Consider the following 18,214-nt stretch of genomic DNA (forward strand, 5'->3'; position numbering starts at 1 on the left):
ATATAAAAGAAAAAAAAGAAAACCTACCAAGCAATTTAGTCATCGTTACCCTAAAAAATAGATGTCCGTAGAAAATCACGGACATCTTTGTGGTTATTCATTTTTCCGAAACTCATTTGGTGAAACCTGATGGTATTGTTTGAACTTTTTGTAGAAATAATCAACATTGCTGTAGCCTACCAATTCAGCGACTTCGTAGACCATTAGATTGGAATGACGTAAGATTTCCACCGCTTTTTCCATTCGTACTTCATCCAAGAACGCCAAATAATTTTTACCGGTTTCTTTGCGAAACTTCTTGCCTAGATAGGCACTATTGTAATTGAAACGTTCCCCGATTTTTTTCAAGGTCAAATCTTCTTGATAATGCTTTTTTGTATATTGGATCAATTCTGCAATGATATCGATTTGGTTCAAACTGCTGGCGACTGTTGCTTGCAAGGCTGCTAGTTTTGCGGTGATGACCTCTTGCAGCATCGGAAACGTTTGGGCGAGAAAAATCTGCTGATGCACTTCGTCTGTCGACCATTCGATTGCTAAGGCTACTTTTTCACTGATTTGATGCTGCAACCATTCGATGTCACCATTGATTTGCCATTTGATCTCTTCTTCCAATGCCAATGAATGATAAAAGGTTTGATAATAGCGGGATAACGGCTTTTCCAATGGATCGTTTGCCAAAATCGCCTTAACTAATTCTTCACGCAAATCGCTTCGTTCTTCTGCTTCTCGGGTCGTATCCAAAACATGGTGGGAAATGACTTGATTGGGAAATAAGAAAATTAATTTACTTAATGTCTGGATATCGATCATCAATGGCTTCAAGTTATCTTGCGCCGCAAACCAGCGAGAGATCAAGATCTCTTGATGAGCCATTTTTTTGCGGCACCACGCATCGATCGCCTCGTCGGGAAAGCGTTCCTCGTTTAACAAAACCAAATACCGATGATGCCGATGGATCAAGGTGATGACTTGCGCCACTTGCTCCTGCAATTTCTCAACCAGCTTTTGGGCATCTGCCTCCTCGGGAAGTCGCAATAGCTTGATGGCTTGTGCGTCTTTGATCCCCGTTGGATCCCCGCCAAACAATTTCTCCATCAACTGACTCTTCTGATTTTTCTGCTGATCGGTCTTGGCTTTTTGATCGATTTTCGTCAAAATACCGATCAGCTCTTCTTCATCAACTGGTTTCAGCAAATAGGTCACAGCGCCCAGTTGCAACGCTTGTTTGGCATAATCAAAATCTGAGTATCCGGACAAAATAATGGCAAAAAACAAAAGCCCTTCCTCCGATGCTGCTTGCACCATCTCAAGACCATTTTTTCCCGGCATACGGATATCAGCGATCACAACATCTGGCTTCAATTCGCGGATCATTGCCAAGCCAGCTTCGCCGTTTTCCGCCGACCCGACGATTTGATACCCCAGACGTTCCCAATCGATGATCAGAGGTAGCCCATTTCGGATCGATGCTTCATCGTCAACGATCAACACTTTACGCATTTTCCAACCTCCATTTTCAGCTACTCCTTCGTTACATCATGTTTCACTTGTCAAACTTGCCCCGTTGGTGCGAATCACCTCTTGATACCAATAAAAACTATCTTTCGGGATGCGCGCCAACTGACGTTCGCTTTGATTGTCGCGATCAACATAAACAAACCCATAGCGTTTTTTGTATCCATTCAACCAACTTAGTAGATCTGTAAAGGACCAAGCACAATAGCCGATCAGCTCAACCCCATCCGTGATGGCCTTTTGCAGTTCCACCAGATGTTCCTGCAAATAGGTGATGCGATATGGGTCATGGATCTGTTTGTCTTCTGTCAATTGATCGATAGCGCCTAACCCATTTTCAGTAATAAAAATCGGCAAGTCATAATTGGCTTGGATGCGCCGCAAGGCTACACGGAAACCAACGGGATCGATCTCCCAGCCCCAATCTGTTTTTTTCAAGTGAGGATTTTCTGCTGTCGCAAACATGGTTTCTTCGGGTGAGAACTCACCAGCTGCCGCTTGCATCAAATACGGATCGACTTTAGAAAATTCTTTCTTTTCAGCTGACTGCTTTTGCAAATTGTTTTGCTGGGCCGTCCCGCCGTGATAGTAATTGATTCCTAAGAAATCAGGTTTTGCCTGTTTTAATAGTGCTTGATCTTCTGGAGTAACTTCAGGAGCCAGACCGACTTTGGCTAATTGCTTGTAGACAAATTTCGGGTATTCACCTTTGCAGTAGACATCTAAAAACCACGCGTTGTTGAAGGCTTCGCCATTTTCTGCTGCCAGCACATCTTCTGGGTCACAGCTAAACGGATACATCGGACCATAGCCAAAACTTGGACCAATCTTGCCCTGTGGAACCAGCTCATGGAACAAATTGATCGCCTTTGCATTAGCAAGGTTGATGATATGATTGGCTGCATACATCCGTTTTAAGTCCTTCAAGCCCGGTGGATGTGCCGCCCAACGGTACCCTAAGGAAGTGAAGACATTTTGTTCATTCATGGTGACCCAATAGGTGACTTTCTTTCCTAAGCGTTCAAAAAGGATTCGGCAATACCGTTCAAATGCCGCTGCTGTTTCTCGCCCCTCCCATCCTTGGTACTTGTCTTGCAAAGCCTGAGGAAGGTCCCAATGATACAGCGTCAAAACCGGCTCTACTCCTTGCCGAAGCAATTCGTCCACCAGCTTTTCGTAAAACGCCACACCCGCTTCGTTGACCACGCCTTCGCCATCAGGCAAGATTCGCGACCACGCCACACTGAAGCGATAGGCTTTCAAGCCCATTTGCTTCATCAAGGCAACATCTTCTTTGTATCGATGGTAGTGATCGATCGCCACTTTGCCGTTGGTTTCCTCAAAGGTATTGCCGGGAATTTGGGCATAGGTGTCCCAAATCGACGGACCTTTGCCGTCTTCTGCCCACGCACCTTCAATTTGATAGGCCGCCGAAGCCGCCCCCCATAAGAAGTTTTCTGGGAAAGGATCTAAGTTTGTGTGAAACATCAAGTTGCCTCCTTCAATTCCTAAACCGAGTTAAATCGGTTACATTTTATCGTATCATAATTTGGTTGATTCGTAACAATTGCCAAAAGATATTTTTTAGGTGAAAAAACTGTCGCTCCTCAGAACGACAGTCGTTTCTTATTAAAACAGATAATCATTCAAACGCGATTTCACATATTCAATGTGGCTGGATTCTAATTCGATTTGATCATGCGCCAATGCGTAATCTGTCAGTGTTTCTAAGTTTTCCTCATCAGCAACGATCTTCGCTCCGATGCCTTCTTGGAACGAGGCGTATCGTTTTTCCTTCAACTCGTCTAAAAAGCGGTCTTCTTTTAGTTTGGCTGCTGCTTTCAACGCTCGGGCATACGTATCCATACCAGCGATGTGGGCTAACAACAGATCTTCCATTTCAAATGACGAACGACGGACTTTAGAATCGAAGTTGATTCCTCCCGGTGCGATGCCGCCGTTTTCTAAGACTTCGTATAAAGCGAGTGTCGAGTCAAAAACGTTAGTTGGGAATTCATCCGTATCCCATCCTAACAGCATATCTCCTTGGTTGGCATCCAGTGAGCCTAATGCGTTATAGCTGCGGGCAACAGCGATTTCATGTTCAAAGGTATGACCAGCTAATGTTGCATGATTGGCTTCTAGGTTTAATTTGAAATCTCCTTCTAAGCCGTAGTGCTGAATGAAGGCCATCGTTGTCGCTGCATCAAAATCATATTGGTGTTTTGATGGTTCTTTTGGTTTCGGCTCTAATAAGAACTGCGGTTTATGACCGATTTTTTCGCCATAAGCGATCGCCATTTTGAATAGACGGGCGATGTTGTCTTGTTCAAATTTCATGTCTGTATTCAACAAGGTTTCATAGCCTTCACGGCCGCCCCAGAAGACATAGTTTTCACCGCCTAATTTTTTCGAGATATCTAAGCCTTTTTTAACTTGGGCTGCTGCATACGCGTAAACTTCCGCATTATTGGTGGAAGCAGCGCCGTTGTTGAAACGAGGGTGTGAGAACATATTTGCTGTATTCCATAATAGTTTGATTCCCGTTTGTTCCATTTTTTCTTTGATTAAATCGGTGATTTCGTCTAAGTTTTGGAAAAATTCTTCTAACGTTTCTCCCGCAGGTGCCACGTCAACATCATGGAAACAGAAGAACTCTGCTCCTAATTTTTCGCAAATCTCAAAGAAGGCTTCTACTCGATTTTTCGCTGTTTCCATTTCGGTGTCACCGATCCACGTCCGTTTGTTGACGGGTGCGCCGAAAGGATCAGAGCCGTCTTGCGTCATGGTATGCCAATAGGCGATTGCAAAACGTAGATGATCTTTCATTTTCTTGCCTAAAACAACTTCTTCGGCATCGTAGTGGCGAAATGCAAACATATTGTCTGTTTTAGGACCTTCGTAGCGGATTTTTTCGATCTCTGGGAAATAAGTCATTATTGTTGCCTCCATTTTATGTTTTTTAGTGTAATAAACTAACTTACTTGTTTCCAATCATTTAGAACCAAAAACGATTCCTCGCTTTGATCAAGCAGATTGCCTGTGGCCATTACGCTATTCGATTTGCGCCAACGCATGGCAGATAGGCGCGGTCTGCTGGTAGACGGTCCGGTAGATCGCATAGATTTCTTGGTATTTGGCGACATTTTCAGGAATCGGTGCAATGGCCTTTCCATATTTGACAAAGGCGTTAACACAAGCACCTGCATCTGGATAAATGCCACTGCCGATTGCTGCCAGCATTGCTGCGCCCATACCTGGACCTTGCTCAGTAGACAAAGTCAGCATTTCTGCATTAAAAATATCGGCTTGCATTTGCAGCCATTCGGCATTTTTCGCACCGCCCCCCACAGAAACGATCTGGGTGAATTTCCGCTGTGCTCGTTCTTCCATGATCATTTGGGAATCTTTCAAAGAGAAGGTGATCCCTTCTAAGACGGCACGACTGAAATGCTTTTCGCGATGCCGTGTGTCAATGCCAATAAAACTTCCTCTGATTTGGCTGTCGGTATGTGGGGTGCGTTCGCCCACGATATAAGGCGTAAACAGCAGGCCTTCTGCCCCCGGTTTTACCTCACTGATCGCTGAAAGCAATTCCTGAAACGATTGGTTTGGGGCAAACGTATCACGATACCAGCTTAAGGAATTTCCAGCGGCTAACGTGACCCCCATTGAATACAACTTGTCTTTGATCGCATGACGGAAAAGGTGTAGATCGCCTTGATAATCAACCTCTTGCGCTTCTTCAAAGGATAAGAACACACCGCTAGTGCCAATCGACACCATGCCGACACCTTCGGCAATGATCCCTGACCCTAATGCAGCACAGGCATTGTCTGCGCCACCTGCATAGATCGTCACCTCTTGTTCAAAGCCAAAGGCTTCTTGCAGCTCTTTTCGCATTTGCCCTACAGGCGCTGCTGATTCAAAAAGCGGCGGCAGTAAATCCGATGCGATTGCGAATTTTTCTAGAATGGCTTCAGACCAGCACTTCTTTTCGATATCCAGCAGTAATGTACCCGCTGCATCGGAATAATCCATCGAATAGTTACCAGTCAGCCAAAAAGCCAAGTAATCTTTTGGCAGCATCATGTGACGAACTTGTTGCCAATGTTCAGGCTCATGTTCTTGAACCCATAAAACTTTTGGTAAGGTGAACCCTTCCAAAGCAACATTCTTGGTGATTGCTTTTATTTCCTCTCCAAAGGATGCCATGATCGCTTGACATTGTTTGGTGGTTCGAACGTCATTCCATAATATTGCCGGGCGAATGACTCGGTTTTCTTCATCCAGTAAAACAAGACTATGCATTTGTCCGGAAAAGCTGATGCCGATCAATTCTTTCTGCAGCTTTGGAAGCTGCTGGATCAAGGTTTTGATTACCTTATCTGCCGCCTCTTGCCAATGCACCGGCTCTTGCTCACTGAACCCCGGTCTAGAGGATGACAATGGATAGTCAGCACTTGCTGTTCCTTGGAGTTCCCCGGTTTGATCAAAAACTAGGCCTTTTAACGCACTTGTTCCTAGATCCAACCCTAAAAAATAAGCCATCTCTTCTCTCCTTCCTCTGTTTGAAGCAGTTAACCATTGACCCTCAATAGGTTAATTAGCATTCAAAACTAACTAATTGGATAGTAAACGATTCTCGCATTCCTGTCAAGCGCTTTCAACGATTCTTTTATGGTTTTTCGTTCTCAAACTACTGTTCCTACATTCTTCGTTTTTTCTTTATTCTTCAGCTTGCACAATATTAATTTGCACGGTAAACTAACACTAATCACATCTACGAAGAGGAGAACACATGATTATCAATAAAATGGGCATACGCGAACAAAATGAAGCGGCTGTATTGAAGACAATCATTGACAATGAAAATGTGTCAAGAGCGGAAGTGTCAAATTTGACCCATCTCAATAAAGCGTCTGTTTCTCAAATAACCAAAAAACTGATCGACACGGACTTCGTGCGCGAAGTCGGCATTGGGGATTCCACTTCGATCGGTGGTCGCAAACCGATTCAATTGCAATTCAATCACCGCAGCAGCTTAGCTGTTACCTTTGACATCGGCTATAACTATGTTCGTGGAATGCTTTCTTATATCAATGGCGAGATGATCGCCTCCGCCGATCATTCCCATGAATTGATCACCAAAGAAAATGTACTGGCGACGATCGATTCTATGATGAAAGAATTTTGGCCGCAAATGCCGCAAACTACTCATGGATTAGTAGGAATCTGTTTGGCGATCCACGGCATCGTTCACAATCAGACGATCACCTTTGCCCCCTACTACGACTTGGAACACTTTGATTTGATCGCCCCTTTGAGCCAAAAATACAATACGGCGGTCTATATAGAAAACGAAGCCAATTTAACAGCTTTAGGCGAGTACTGTTTTTCTTCTGATTCCACGAATTTACTGAGCGTCAGCGTCCATAGCGGGATCGGTGTCGGAATCATCGTTGATGGGCAGTTGCAAACCGGTACTCACGGTATGGCGGGGGAAGTTGGCCATTCTACGCTCTTTCCTCACGGCAACTTGTGCCCTTGCGGCAATCGAGGCTGCTTAGAGCAATATGCCTCGAACAAAGTCTTGTTTGACACCTACAGTCACTATACAAAAACTGCCTTCGTAAATTCGGATACCTTCGCACAAGCCTACCATGCCGGAGAAAAATCAGCAGTTGAATTGGCGCAACAAAATGTTGAGTTTCTTAGCATTGGGCTAAACAATGTCATCACTTTTTCTGATCCCGAAGAAGTCTATATCAACAGCTCGGTCTATCGCAAAATTCCTGATTTATTACTGGCGCTGCAGCAAAAATTAACCAGTCAGTTCACCAAAAACACGAAGATCAAAAACAGCCGATTAGGCGATCAAGCCCCGCTGTTTGGCGGTAACGTTCTAGTGGCAAAACATTTCTTGAATATCAACGATTTGCGCTTTGCGGCACTTGATCTCTCCCGTGTGATCCGTTAAATGAATGCTGGACTGAAAACTCAGTCCAGCGTTTTCTTTTGGTAAAAGGGTCTCGCTATCCTTTGATTCCGCCAGCCGTCACACCGCCCACGATGTATTTCGATAGAAACAGGTAAATCAGCAGTAAAGGAATAATACTTAATGAGATCCCTAGATACATACTGCCAAATTCAGTACGGTAAACATCAGTTTTCAACAATTGGACCAGCATCGGCAACGTATACTTTTCCGTATCGTTGATCAAGATCAAGGGCATCAAGAAATTATTCCACGAGGTCACGAACGAGAAAATCGCCATGGTAGCTAAGCCCGGTTTCATCAAGGGCAACATGATGCGATGGAAAATTTTGATTTCGCCGGCTCCGTCCAAACGAGCAGAATCTGCCAAATCAGGATGATAGATCGTTTCTAAATATTGCTTTAAGAAAAAAACGGTAGCGGGTGATGCGATCGCTGGTAAAATCAATGGCAGAAAATTATTTAAGAGCCCTAAGCGATTCATAAATTGATAAAAACCGATCATGCTGATTTGCTGAGGAATCATGATCAGCCCAAGAATGACAGCAAACAGGACTTTCTTGCCACGAAATTCATAGGCGATCACGCCATAAGCCGTCAGCGCCGAAAAATACACATTGAGAACGGTAGCACCAGCAGCAATCAGGAAACTATTTTTAAACCCATTGAAAACATTGAAACCTCTGCCCATTAAGACGGACCAGTTGTATTGGAGATTACCGCCGGGCCACAAGGACAGCCCTTGCTGGATCTGTTCCGCTGAACGGGTCGCATTGACTAAGACGACCCAAAACGGCAGTATACTTAGGATGGTCAGCAACACCAAAAAGACATAGATCAACAATCGTTTTGCTCGATAGCTATTTTCCATTTATTTTCGCCCCACTTTGCTGTTTTCTTTGAAAAATTGAAACAATAACGTGCTTAATACGATTGAAAGTACCAATAATAGTACCGACGCGGTTGCGGCAACGTTGAAATTCCGACTCCCGGTAAAGGCCTGGTTGTAGATAAACATCGTGATCGTTAAGACGCTATTGTTGGGATTACCATTTGTCAGCAAAAAAGGAATATCGAACATTTGCAAGCCGCCAATCAAGGACGTCACCAATGTATAAAGCAAGATTGGTTTTAACAAAGGCAGCGTAATCTTGCGGAAAATTTGACCATCATTGGCTCCATCGACCATTGCTGATTCAAAAAGAGCATCATCAATGCTCAAAATGCCCGAAACCAAAACGATCGTGGTCTGACCATACCACATCCAAAATTGGATAAAGGAAACGATCAGCCGAGTGCCCGTTTCACTACGGAAAAAGTCATAGGGCTGGTCCAAAACACCGAAATGCTGCAAGACTAGGTTGATCGGACCTAACGGAAAACTGAACAAAACAAAAAATAAGATTGCTACTGAAGCGGCAGTAATGATGTTGGGTAAGTAAAAAGCGACTTTGAAGAAGCCTTTCCCCCGCAAGCGCAGCTTGATATTGGTAAACCATGCCGCCAGCAACAAAGCCAAGCCAATTTGAGGAACAAAGTTTACGCCCCACAAAATAAAGGTATTGCTGATCGATTTTAAAAATAACGGGTTGCGAAAAATCGCAAGATAGTTATCCAGTCCGACAAGATTGGCAGTCGGATTCCACCCTTTTAGATCTGTAAAGCTCAGGTAAATTGTATAGAGAATTGGATAAAGCTGAAAAACCAAGAATGCTAGAAAAAATGGTGCGATAAATAATAGCCCATAGCGATGATACTGTTCAAATCTTCTCTTATTCTGCATCGTAATCCCCCTGATATTTTTTTCTTCCACTGTCAACTTCTGCCTATAAAGACAAGCCATTTAAGCAGCGCCTAGTACCTAGAAAAGGTTGAAACCGACCCCGTCTTCGGTGCCGGTTTCAACAACACCTAATCTACTTGAACATCTGGATAAGCATTGACGACCGCATCTTTAAAGTTTTGGATCGCCGTTTCCTGATCCACTTCACCTTTTGAATATGGTGTCAAACAACTATCCGTAAAGAGGGTTTCAATCGTTTGGTCATACTCGGTCAGAATTTTCGCGTTGATGTCTTGAACCATATCGGCAAATTCTGCATAGTGGTTTTGACCGCCTAAAAATTCCTCTTGGTATTCGCTTTTAATTTCTTCAACGACTCGCTCATTCGATACAAAATCACCGGTATCTTCGGCCCATTGTTTTAAAAATGCTTGATCTGTGGTCAAGTAAGCCACCAATTGCGCCGCTTCTTCTTGCATCTCAGAATTTGCCGTAGCACCGATCCATGTGCCGCCCCAGAACCACGACGACGGTCCTTGGATCATGCGCCAGTCCCCTTCTGTTGAGCTGGAGTTATCGGCAGCTGTCGCATTTGGTTTTAACCAATAGTGCAGCCCCCATGTCGGCAAACTATAACCGAATACATTGTCGCTATTCATTCCAGCAAACCAAGCTTCTGATTGTCCTTCTGTATCTTGTGTCAGGCCTTCTTCTACAAATTTTCGTGATATATCCAACAAATCATACAAACTGTCGTCGATCACTAATTTACCGTCTTCAACCCAGCCATGTTCGCGTTGACCATAAAAAGGCTTCGCCAAATCTTGGACACTAGAGATCATATAGGTGGTTCCACCACTTTTTTCTTTGACTGCTTTGGCTTCCTCATAGAACTTGTCGTAGTCTGACAAGGCCGCTTGCGCAGCCGCTGGATCATCGATCCCTAGCAGCTCTTCTGCCATCGACGCCCGGTAATAAAACCCGCCAGGAGCAGCTTGCCAAGCCAAGGCATGAAGAACCCCGTCTTTTGAAGTTCCTACGTCTTTGACATATTGATACGTATCTGCCGCGGCTTCATCAAGTCCCAGTGAACCAAGGTCTGCCATCATCCCTGATTCCACATATTTTTTGACAAAGGCAGATTCTAAAGCAATCACATCTGGTGCATCTTTGGAACCGAGAATCGGATCGAGCTTGGTCTCGAATTGGTCAGAAGGAATCTCCACGATCCGAATGTCATAGGCCAAATCGTCATGCGCCGGCAAATAGTAATCATTGATCATCGTTGATAATTCTGAAGTAAAGGTCCAAACCACGAGTTCATTCTTGCCACTGCTTCCCGTTGCGCTGTTATCCGAGCCGCTGTTTCCTGAACCATTCCCGCAGCCACTAAGCATAAAAGCCGCTAAGCCCGCCACTGACGCTGTTTGTAAGACCCGTTTCCAATTTTTCATCTTTCTTCCTCCTCGATTTTTTGATAGTCAAATGAATCAAAATCAGCCGCCAAACGATTGCCAGTCGTATCGATCGCAAACATCCCCACAAAAGCCCCCGTAAAGAACCCACCGTAATGTTCTGCCACATAGTCGTCAGACAATTGCAAGCTGTCAAATAGCTGATCGATGACCTGCCACTCATTTTGATCAAAGGAGTACGCGTATTGATAGTGGGCATAATTGACGATCGTTTTGAAGTAGACTGTTTGTACATCGGCTGGTATCATAACTTCTGGTGCTTTTTGACTCTTCAGTTGGCCCTTTTCGCTTGCCAATACAGTGATGATTTTTCCTTTCGTCTCATCATGAGTGATGTAGATCGCCGACCAATTTTGTGTATTGTAGTAATTCGTCATGCCTGCCAACTGTAGAAACGAGGTCGGTGAAAATTCGACGGCAGTCGTTGCTTCGAAACGAAAATCGCTCCATCTCCTTGCCACCAGTGCTTGATGGAACAAGGAATTGAATGATTCTCGCCCATACAAGCGCAAGTATCCAGGTCGTGCGGTCAAACTACCGATCTCCTCAGAAAAAGGAATCCGCAAGGTTTGAAACACTGGTGCCAAAGACTTCTCTTCAAAATCATCAAAGCCTGATTCTGTTTCCCACGGATGTTCGGGCAGCTGTGGCTGTGGGACTTCCTCTTTTGGAAAGTTTCCACCTGTGATATACGGCCAATCATTTTCCCAATAAACAGACTGGATCGCTGTTTCCCGTCCGAGCGGGCAATAGCCGCGATTTTCTAAGAGGGGCGTTTCTGGATACTTCAGCGCTCGCCCTGTTAAGTGAACAAAATACCATTCATCGGTCTGCGTTTTCACAAATGAACCATGGCCAGCTTTTTGTAGCAGGATCTCTGGCTGTCCCCAGGAACTGATCAGAGGGTTTTGAGGATGAACTTCATAGGGACCTTCAATGTGCGTTCCACGAGCGATGGTACTTGCATGTTCAAACTTGGTGCCACCTTCTGCCGTCAATAAATAATAATAGCCGTTTACTTTATACATAACCGGTGCTTCCGTCAATTTGCGCTCTGTTCCTTTGAAGATAATTTTGGGCTGCCCCACCAATTTCTTGGCTTGCCAATCAAACTCTTGAAGAGCGATCCCATAAAAGGAATGGTTTGTCGGGCGATAATCCCATACCATGTTCAGAAAATATTTTTTGCCGTCGTCGTCATGAAATAACGAGGGATCGAAACCAGAAGAGTTCATATAGATTGGTTCTGACCACTCCCCATCAATGGTTTCACAGGTGATCAAATAATTGTTCACATCTTTCCAGCTATTGGATTGGGTTTTGACATCTGAATAAATCAACCAAAAACGACCATCACTGTAACTTAAGTTTGGCGCCCAAACGCCCCCAGAATCAGGGTTTCCCAGCATATTCAACTGACTGACACGATTGACTGGTGTACTGATCAAGCGCCAGTTCTTCAAATCCTTCGAATGGAAGATGCGCACACCTGGAAACCATTCAAAGGTCGATGTAGCAATGTAATAATCTTCTCCTGCACGACAAATACTCGGGTCTGGATGAAAGCCTGTTAGTATCGGATTGGTAATCAAAAAAATTTCCTCCTCTTTCCCTTTTTGGCATTTTGTGATTCAACTGAGAGACAGTAGGAATGAGCTTCTTTCAGTTAGTAAGTTTTCTTTACTAATATACCTAACTAAAAAAAGAAACTTGCTGCTGTAGTCCATTTTAAAAATATTCACTAATCATTGTTCTATTTACTTTCTTCAGCTGAACTGTCATAATTATAAAATGAAATCGCTATCATTCACAGGACGATTTCCACACATCGATAGACAAAAAATGGAGGAAAGATTGCGTGACCATTTTAGAAGAATACCATTTTGGCGAATATCTAGGCGTTTCCAGTTACCATCCCTACTCGCTTAATTACATGGAACATTTTCATCGTTCCTTTGAATTGCTTTTTTGTAGTGACGGCGAAGCGGTTGTCAAAATTGAAGAAAGTCCCTATGTCCTTACAACTGGCCAAGTGTTATTAGTCATGCCTTACCAGACCCATGCCATCGAAACCCCTAAGGAATCACAACTGCATATTCTGGTTTTTTCGCCGGAGTTTATTCCAGATTTTTATGCCAAAACCAAAGATTTCGCTTTGTCAGATCCCGTTATCACCATTGATCCGTCTGTCGCAAATCAGCTGTATTATCCTTTATTTGAAACGGATTCCCTCTATTTACGAAAATCGGCACTGTATCAAGTCCTTTACCTTTTTGAGCACCAAACGACTTTACTACCAGCCAAAAACCAAGAGGATATCCTGATCCAGCTGCTTGCCTATATCGAGTCACACTTCAAAGAAGAGCTGACGCTCGAAAAACTAAGCAGCAGTATCGGTTATAGTAGCGTCTACGTTTCCAGAATGATCACTGATAAATTGAAAAGCACCTTTCCTCGGCTTTTGAATCAAGCAAGAATTCGCCATGCCTCTTTTTTGCTGACCCATAGTCTCTTGCCGATTACGGAAGTAGCAGAACAAGCTGGCTTTCAAAACGTGCGAACCTTCAATCGAAATTTCAAAGCATTGACCTCACTGACTCCGAAAGAATACCGCTTAAAACACAATGCTCATTTTTCGTTGCTGAAGGAATAGCGCAAAAAAGCAGCTTCACTTACCTATAAAGTGAGCTGCTACAATCTTACTCGTTATTCTAGTCAACCTTTTGCCACGTTCCCAGAAAGTAGTGAAAAACGTTCTAACGCTCCCCTTCTTCATAGAGAAATGAGCAGAAAAAAAACAATTGCCAAAATAAACCTTTGTTGTTTTACCGATTCCGCAACACTATCCCTGATTTACAGCACCGTATGTTCTTGCCTAATACCGTTTGCTTGATCGAAGCTTCTTTAAATATTGATCAAGCCCAAGAAAAATGATTCACGACTAGCCAGTCTTTGACTTCCGTCAGATCAGAAAAAGTTTTCACCTGTGCAGCTACTTCTTGCTCAAGTTTTGGCTGTTTAAGCAAAGGATACTTCCCATTTTTTTTGACTGGCAAAGCACTCAAATCATCCACAATCAGAAAAGCTGGGATCTCGGCTTGTTTTGCGGCTTTTATGCCGGCGAGAGAATCTTCTAACACCAAGGCTGCTTCAGGCTTTACGCCTAATTGTTGGCAAGCTGTTAGAAAGATTTCTGGATCAGGTTTGCCCTTTCGCACTTGATCCCCAGAAACCACCGTGTCAAACCAATCTGGCATCTGTTCCATTTCAAAATACGCCTTGATTTTTTCTTTCGATGAAGAGGATGCCACGGCTATCAAGCAATCTTGTTTTTTTAATGCTTCCAACAGATCAAGAAGGCCGGGCTTTTTGAATACCCGTTTTTCTTCAGCTAAAATCACTTCTTTCTGACGATTCATCGCTGCTCGCCACCGATCCGTTGGTACCGTACTGCCATAAAGTTCCTGCATCCCTTTACGAATATCGGCTTCCGTTCTGCCAGTCAGGTAATAATAAACTTCTTGGCAAACTTCAAAATCATATTCCTCCGCGGCGCTTAAATAAGCGCGGTAAGCTAGACGACCTGTTTCAAACATCAAACCGTCCATATCAAAAATCACCAGTTTTATCTTTTTCATCCTATAGCCTCCTTTACTTTTCTGCGAATAAAAAAGCAATGGTACCAAAATCCTTTGGCACCCATTGCTTCACCTTGTTTATTTACAGCTGACTGCTCAACTTAGCAATGATTTTACATGCGCCAAATGGCTGTCAGCCTTTTCCCGACCTTCTTTTACTAGTGATTCTGAAAGAATGAAGGAGCCGCCAACTGCTAGCACCTGCGGATCAGATAAATAGTCTTGCATATTTTCGAGAGTGATGCCACCAGTTGGGACAAATCGAATATCATAAAACGGACCGCTGAGGGCTTTGATCGCCGACAAGCCTCCGTAGATATCCGCGGGGAAAAATTTCACAACTGATAAGCCATAAGCCGCTGCTCGTTGAATGTCATTTGGGGTAGCTGTTCCTGGAAATACTGGAATGTTTTTGGCAAGACAAAATTCCACCACATCAGGTACAAGAGCAGGGGAAACAATAAAGCGCGCCCCTTTCTCAACTGCTGCTTTCGCTTGTTCTAAGGTGCGTACCGTGCCTGCGCCTACGATCAATTTGCCCGATTGAGAGAGTTTTTCAATCGCTGCTAAAGCAAGGTCACTGCGGAAGGTCACTTCAATAAAATACAGTTCATGCTCAATCAGCAGTGATTCTACTACTGGCAAATAGGTAAGATCCGTTGCAGTGTAAAGAGGCAATACCCTTGTTTTTGCCAATTGTTCATAGAGTGTCATACACTCTTTCCTCCCTTCGTTTCCTTCGATTGTATTTGTTCTTTCAAGACGGCTTCATGAAGCCCTTGAAGATAACTGATTCCAATCGCGCGATCATACAGACCATAGCCTGGCATCGCCACTTCCCCCCAGATCGTCCGTCCGTGATCAGGACGGATGACGCCATCAAAACCGACCTCAACCAAGGCTTTCATGATGGCATACATGTCTAACGATCCTTCAGTGGAAAGATGGGCAGATTCTTTAAATTTGCGTTCCCCCATAAACAACACATTGCGGAAATGAACAAAGTTGATGCGGCCTTTTAAGGCATGAACGATCTCCACCATGTCGTTTTCTGGATCGGCACCTAACGAACCGGTGCACAACGTCACCCCATTATAAGGTGAATCCACGATGGCCATGATTTTTTTCAAGTCCTCTAAATTTTTGGTGATCCGTGGCAAGCCAAAAATTTCCCAAGGTGGGTCGTCGGGATGGATCGCCATTTTCACATCTACTTCTTCACACACAGGAATGATCCGCTTTAAGAAATAGCTTAAGTTATCAAAGAGGATCTCTTGAGTGACCCCTTCATAAGTTGCCATCAAACGCTGGAACTTTTTCAGTCGTTCTTCTTCCCAGCCTGGCAATTTAAAGCCTTTTGATTGGCTATGGATCAACGTATACATCTCACTAGGTTCCATATCATCTACAACGGCTTGATCATAGAGCAAGGAGAAACTGCCATCCTCGTTTTGATAAAATAGGTTTGTTTTGGCCCAGCCGAAGATCGGTTTGAAGCTATAGCAGATCATATGTACATCACAAGCTGCTAAATTCCGAATCGTTTGAATATAATGATCGATGTAGTGATCCCGTTCCTCTGTTCCGGCTTTGATCGCATCGTGGATCGCCACACTCTCAATCCCTAATAGCGAAAGATGATCTTTTTCAATTGATGCTTTTAGTGCGTTGATTTCGGAAATCTCCCAGACATCTCCGGGCATTTTATTCAGAAGTGTTCCTACAATGCCGTGCATTCCTGGAATTTGTCGAATATTCGTTAACGGGATCGTATCCCCTTCCCCGTACCATCGAAACCCCCATTGCATTTGCTGTCATCCTTTCGTTTTTAAAAATCATCGTCCTCATCAGTTTCTTTGCTACTATCACCTGCCGAAGAATTGTGCCAAAGCGCTACACTGTTTTCTCCTTGCTGGATCACTGCTGCCACCGCCTGTTCAATCGGTGTCGCCAAAAATTGGTGATTGATCGCTTCTAATACCATCGGCAAATTCACCCCGCCGATCACATACGTCTTTTCCTGAAGTGGTTCATCTAATTGATTGATCGTTACAACCGACTGATTGTAGGGACTCGCACTCAATAGATCAGCAAACACCAATACACCGTCCCCTTGATCTGTTTCATGGATTGCTTCATGGATTTTGTTTCCCAGAAGCTGAATATCCTCTCCGTGGTTCAAATTAACGACCGCAATATTTTCGACACTGCCCATGATCACCTCTGCGGCATCTTTAAAACCAGTACTCAGCTGTCCGTGAGTTGCCAATACGATTCCTAACAAATGTTGTTCCTCCTTTTTCGCTTCCTAACCAAATAATGCAAGGACTTTTTGCATATTCCTACTATTCAGCTCTTTTTGCTTTAATTGTTTTCTAGGCAACACATACGTCTGATCCTGCTGCTTTTCTGCACAAAACAGATAGTTGATGCTGCCCATCGCTTCAGTGCTGTGTTCGATCGCCAGCTGCTGCAGTTGCCCTTCATTGAATTGCTTGCCGATAGCTCGAATCGGCGCATCGGCACCAATAGAATCTAAATAATAAATCTTCGCATTCGGCCTTGCTGAATCACGTAACACTTCCAACCCGCGTTCTCCGTAACTTCCTTCATCAAGAAATGCGAAGGCAGTCGCTGTTTGACTGTTTTGACTAATCAGTGACAGCAGCGCTAAGATAGAGGATGTATTGCGGGTCAAATTTTGCTCAAATCCTGCCCCGCGGCTTACGCGATTTAATAGTAGAAAATAAATACCGACTCCTAAAGCAAAAAGCGCTGTTTGCCATGACAACAAGGGAAATCTCCCTGAGGCAAAGTGGATATAAAGCCAGGTACCCAACACCCCTAAAAGAATCATCACTGCTGAAGCAGTCAGAATAAATTGATTTGTTTTGCGCCCTTGCTCCTGCCGATCAAAAAAATGGTAATCGCCGAAATGCTGTGGCGGTGTATCATAATATGTGCAGATGATCCGTTTTGCTTTGGTCAGATCGCCAACATACAAATTGCGTGAGGCGTTTTTTTTCGTGTGATCATATTCGATCACCTGAAGATCTTTGCGAAACGGAATGATATCTGCGATGAGTGCCTTCAAAAATCTTTGTTTGCTTTTATCCGTGGATCGCGACTGGTAGACATACCGATAACGAAAAAGCCAATCACGAAATGTTTCTGTTTGATTCATGGCGAATTCTCCTATTCACAAATTACCGACAAGGAAGGAGGAACTCTTTTTTTATAAGATCCTCCGCCTTCCTCTTCAACAGATGACGAACTCGCTCAATGATTACAAATTGAACTGCTTCAACACATCTTTAAGTGTTGATTTCGGTGCAGAAGGTGTTGCTTGAAAATAGATTGATTCCACACCGTACGCTTCGTTCATTTCTTTGAGTTTTTGCGCATCCGCTTGATTTAAATAAACAGATTTTGTAACGAGAAGGTCCTTTTCAGGATCTTTTTGGGCGATACCGCCTATGTTCAATTCTTTCATTGGCACGCCGTGTTTGACTAAGTCGTACATCACACTGACGGTTTTAGCGATCAAAATACAGTTGTAATCTTTGAAGTTGTATTCATCCCAGTAAAATTTGGCTTTTTCTGGTGTCACGACGATCGTTTTTTGCCCTGTGCGGCTACCGGCATTTTTGTATAATTCCCGCATGAACTTATCCTTAGCTACTACCTCATCCACTACAAAGATCGAGTTGACTCCGCTTTTTTGCGATAAGGTCATCATGACCTGCCCATGGATCAATCGTTCGTCGACTCGTGCTAAATTTACTACACCCATTTTTGACAC

Annotated in this window: 16 protein-coding genes; 2 read left to right on the forward strand and 14 right to left on the reverse strand. The window is 43.8% G+C overall.

What is annotated here, in order from left to right; all coding sequences use genetic code 11:
- Window positions 1-93: 93 nt before the first annotated feature.
- From IGI84_RS12630 to xylB, 4 genes are all read right to left on the reverse strand, one after another.
- Complete coding sequence (locus IGI84_RS12630; protein ID WP_220426421.1) at window positions 94-1,503, reverse strand: response regulator; 1,410 nt, start codon at window positions 1,501-1,503, stop codon at window positions 94-96.
- A gap of 36 nt (window positions 1,504-1,539) precedes the next feature.
- Window positions 1,540-3,006, reverse strand: a complete 1,467-nt coding sequence (locus tag IGI84_RS12635) for a glycoside hydrolase family 1 protein (protein WP_207490732.1) — start codon at window positions 3,004-3,006, stop codon at window positions 1,540-1,542.
- Window positions 3,007-3,147: 141 nt separating this feature from the next.
- Window positions 3,148-4,455: a xylose isomerase gene (xylA, locus tag IGI84_RS12640; protein WP_008380597.1), complete on the reverse strand. Its 1,308-nt coding sequence runs from the start codon at window positions 4,453-4,455 to the stop codon at window positions 3,148-3,150.
- Between the two features lie 117 nt (window positions 4,456-4,572).
- On the reverse strand, window positions 4,573-6,069 hold the full coding sequence (xylB, locus tag IGI84_RS12645; RefSeq protein WP_220426423.1) for a xylulokinase: 1,497 nt from the start codon (window positions 6,067-6,069) through the stop codon (window positions 4,573-4,575).
- A gap of 250 nt (window positions 6,070-6,319) precedes the next feature.
- On the opposite strand from xylB, the gene IGI84_RS12650 reads away from it, so the two are divergent.
- Window positions 6,320-7,498, forward strand: coding sequence for an ROK family transcriptional regulator (locus IGI84_RS12650; RefSeq protein WP_096741648.1), 1,179 nt, complete (start codon window positions 6,320-6,322; stop codon window positions 7,496-7,498).
- A 55-nt stretch (window positions 7,499-7,553) separates the two neighbouring features.
- Here IGI84_RS12650 and IGI84_RS12655 read toward each other — a convergent pair whose 3' ends face one another.
- The 4 genes from IGI84_RS12655 to IGI84_RS12670 all read right to left on the reverse strand — a co-directional run bounded on the left by IGI84_RS12655 (window position 7,554) and on the right by IGI84_RS12670 (window position 12,366).
- On the reverse strand, window positions 7,554-8,387 hold the full coding sequence (locus tag IGI84_RS12655; protein WP_005228444.1) for a carbohydrate ABC transporter permease: 834 nt from the start codon (window positions 8,385-8,387) through the stop codon (window positions 7,554-7,556).
- The gene (locus IGI84_RS12660; protein WP_042890501.1) at window positions 8,388-9,299 is read right to left on the reverse strand and encodes a carbohydrate ABC transporter permease; all 912 of its coding nucleotides are present in this window, start codon (window positions 9,297-9,299) and stop codon (window positions 8,388-8,390) included.
- A gap of 128 nt (window positions 9,300-9,427) precedes the next feature.
- Entirely contained in the window at window positions 9,428-10,753 is a 1,326-nt protein-coding gene (locus IGI84_RS12665; protein ID WP_140965280.1) for an ABC transporter substrate-binding protein, read from the reverse strand.
- A complete protein-coding gene (locus tag IGI84_RS12670) occupies window positions 10,750-12,366 on the reverse strand; it encodes a glycoside hydrolase family 43 protein (protein WP_220426425.1) in 1,617 nt (538 codons plus the stop codon). Before IGI84_RS12670 ends, IGI84_RS12665 begins: the two co-directional genes overlap by 4 nt.
- Window positions 12,367-12,632: 266 nt before the next feature.
- On the opposite strand from IGI84_RS12670, the gene IGI84_RS12675 reads away from it, so the two are divergent.
- The gene (locus tag IGI84_RS12675; RefSeq protein ID WP_220426426.1) at window positions 12,633-13,427 is read left to right on the forward strand and encodes an AraC family transcriptional regulator; all 795 of its coding nucleotides are present in this window, start codon (window positions 12,633-12,635) and stop codon (window positions 13,425-13,427) included.
- A 262-nt stretch (window positions 13,428-13,689) separates the two neighbouring features.
- Here IGI84_RS12675 and IGI84_RS12680 read toward each other — a convergent pair whose 3' ends face one another.
- From IGI84_RS12680 to IGI84_RS12705, 6 genes are all read right to left on the reverse strand, one after another.
- On the reverse strand, window positions 13,690-14,412 hold the full coding sequence (locus IGI84_RS12680) for an HAD family hydrolase (protein WP_220426427.1): 723 nt from the start codon (window positions 14,410-14,412) through the stop codon (window positions 13,690-13,692).
- A gap of 96 nt (window positions 14,413-14,508) precedes the next feature.
- Entirely contained in the window at window positions 14,509-15,126 is a 618-nt protein-coding gene (locus IGI84_RS12685) for a bifunctional 4-hydroxy-2-oxoglutarate aldolase/2-dehydro-3-deoxy-phosphogluconate aldolase (RefSeq protein WP_430600434.1), read from the reverse strand.
- Window positions 15,123-16,220, reverse strand: a complete 1,098-nt coding sequence (gene uxuA, locus IGI84_RS12690; RefSeq protein WP_220426429.1) for a mannonate dehydratase — start codon at window positions 16,218-16,220, stop codon at window positions 15,123-15,125. Before uxuA ends, IGI84_RS12685 begins: the two co-directional genes overlap by 4 nt.
- A gap of 20 nt (window positions 16,221-16,240) precedes the next feature.
- A complete protein-coding gene (locus IGI84_RS12695) occupies window positions 16,241-16,696 on the reverse strand; it encodes a PTS sugar transporter subunit IIA (RefSeq protein ID WP_220426430.1) in 456 nt (151 codons plus the stop codon).
- Between the two features lie 24 nt (window positions 16,697-16,720).
- Window positions 16,721-17,596 (reverse strand): hypothetical protein, encoded by an 876-nt coding sequence (locus tag IGI84_RS12700; protein ID WP_220426431.1) that lies wholly within the window; start codon window positions 17,594-17,596, stop codon window positions 16,721-16,723.
- 102 nt (window positions 17,597-17,698) lie between these two features.
- Complete coding sequence (locus IGI84_RS12705) at window positions 17,699-18,205, reverse strand: PTS system mannose/fructose/N-acetylgalactosamine-transporter subunit IIB (protein WP_005228434.1); 507 nt, start codon at window positions 18,203-18,205, stop codon at window positions 17,699-17,701.
- Between the last annotated feature and the right edge of the window lie 9 nt (window positions 18,206-18,214).

The sequence above is a fragment of the Enterococcus sp. DIV0008 genome, from assembly GCF_050542615.1.
GTDB lineage: Bacteria > Bacillota > Bacilli > Lactobacillales > Enterococcaceae > Enterococcus_D > Enterococcus_D innesii.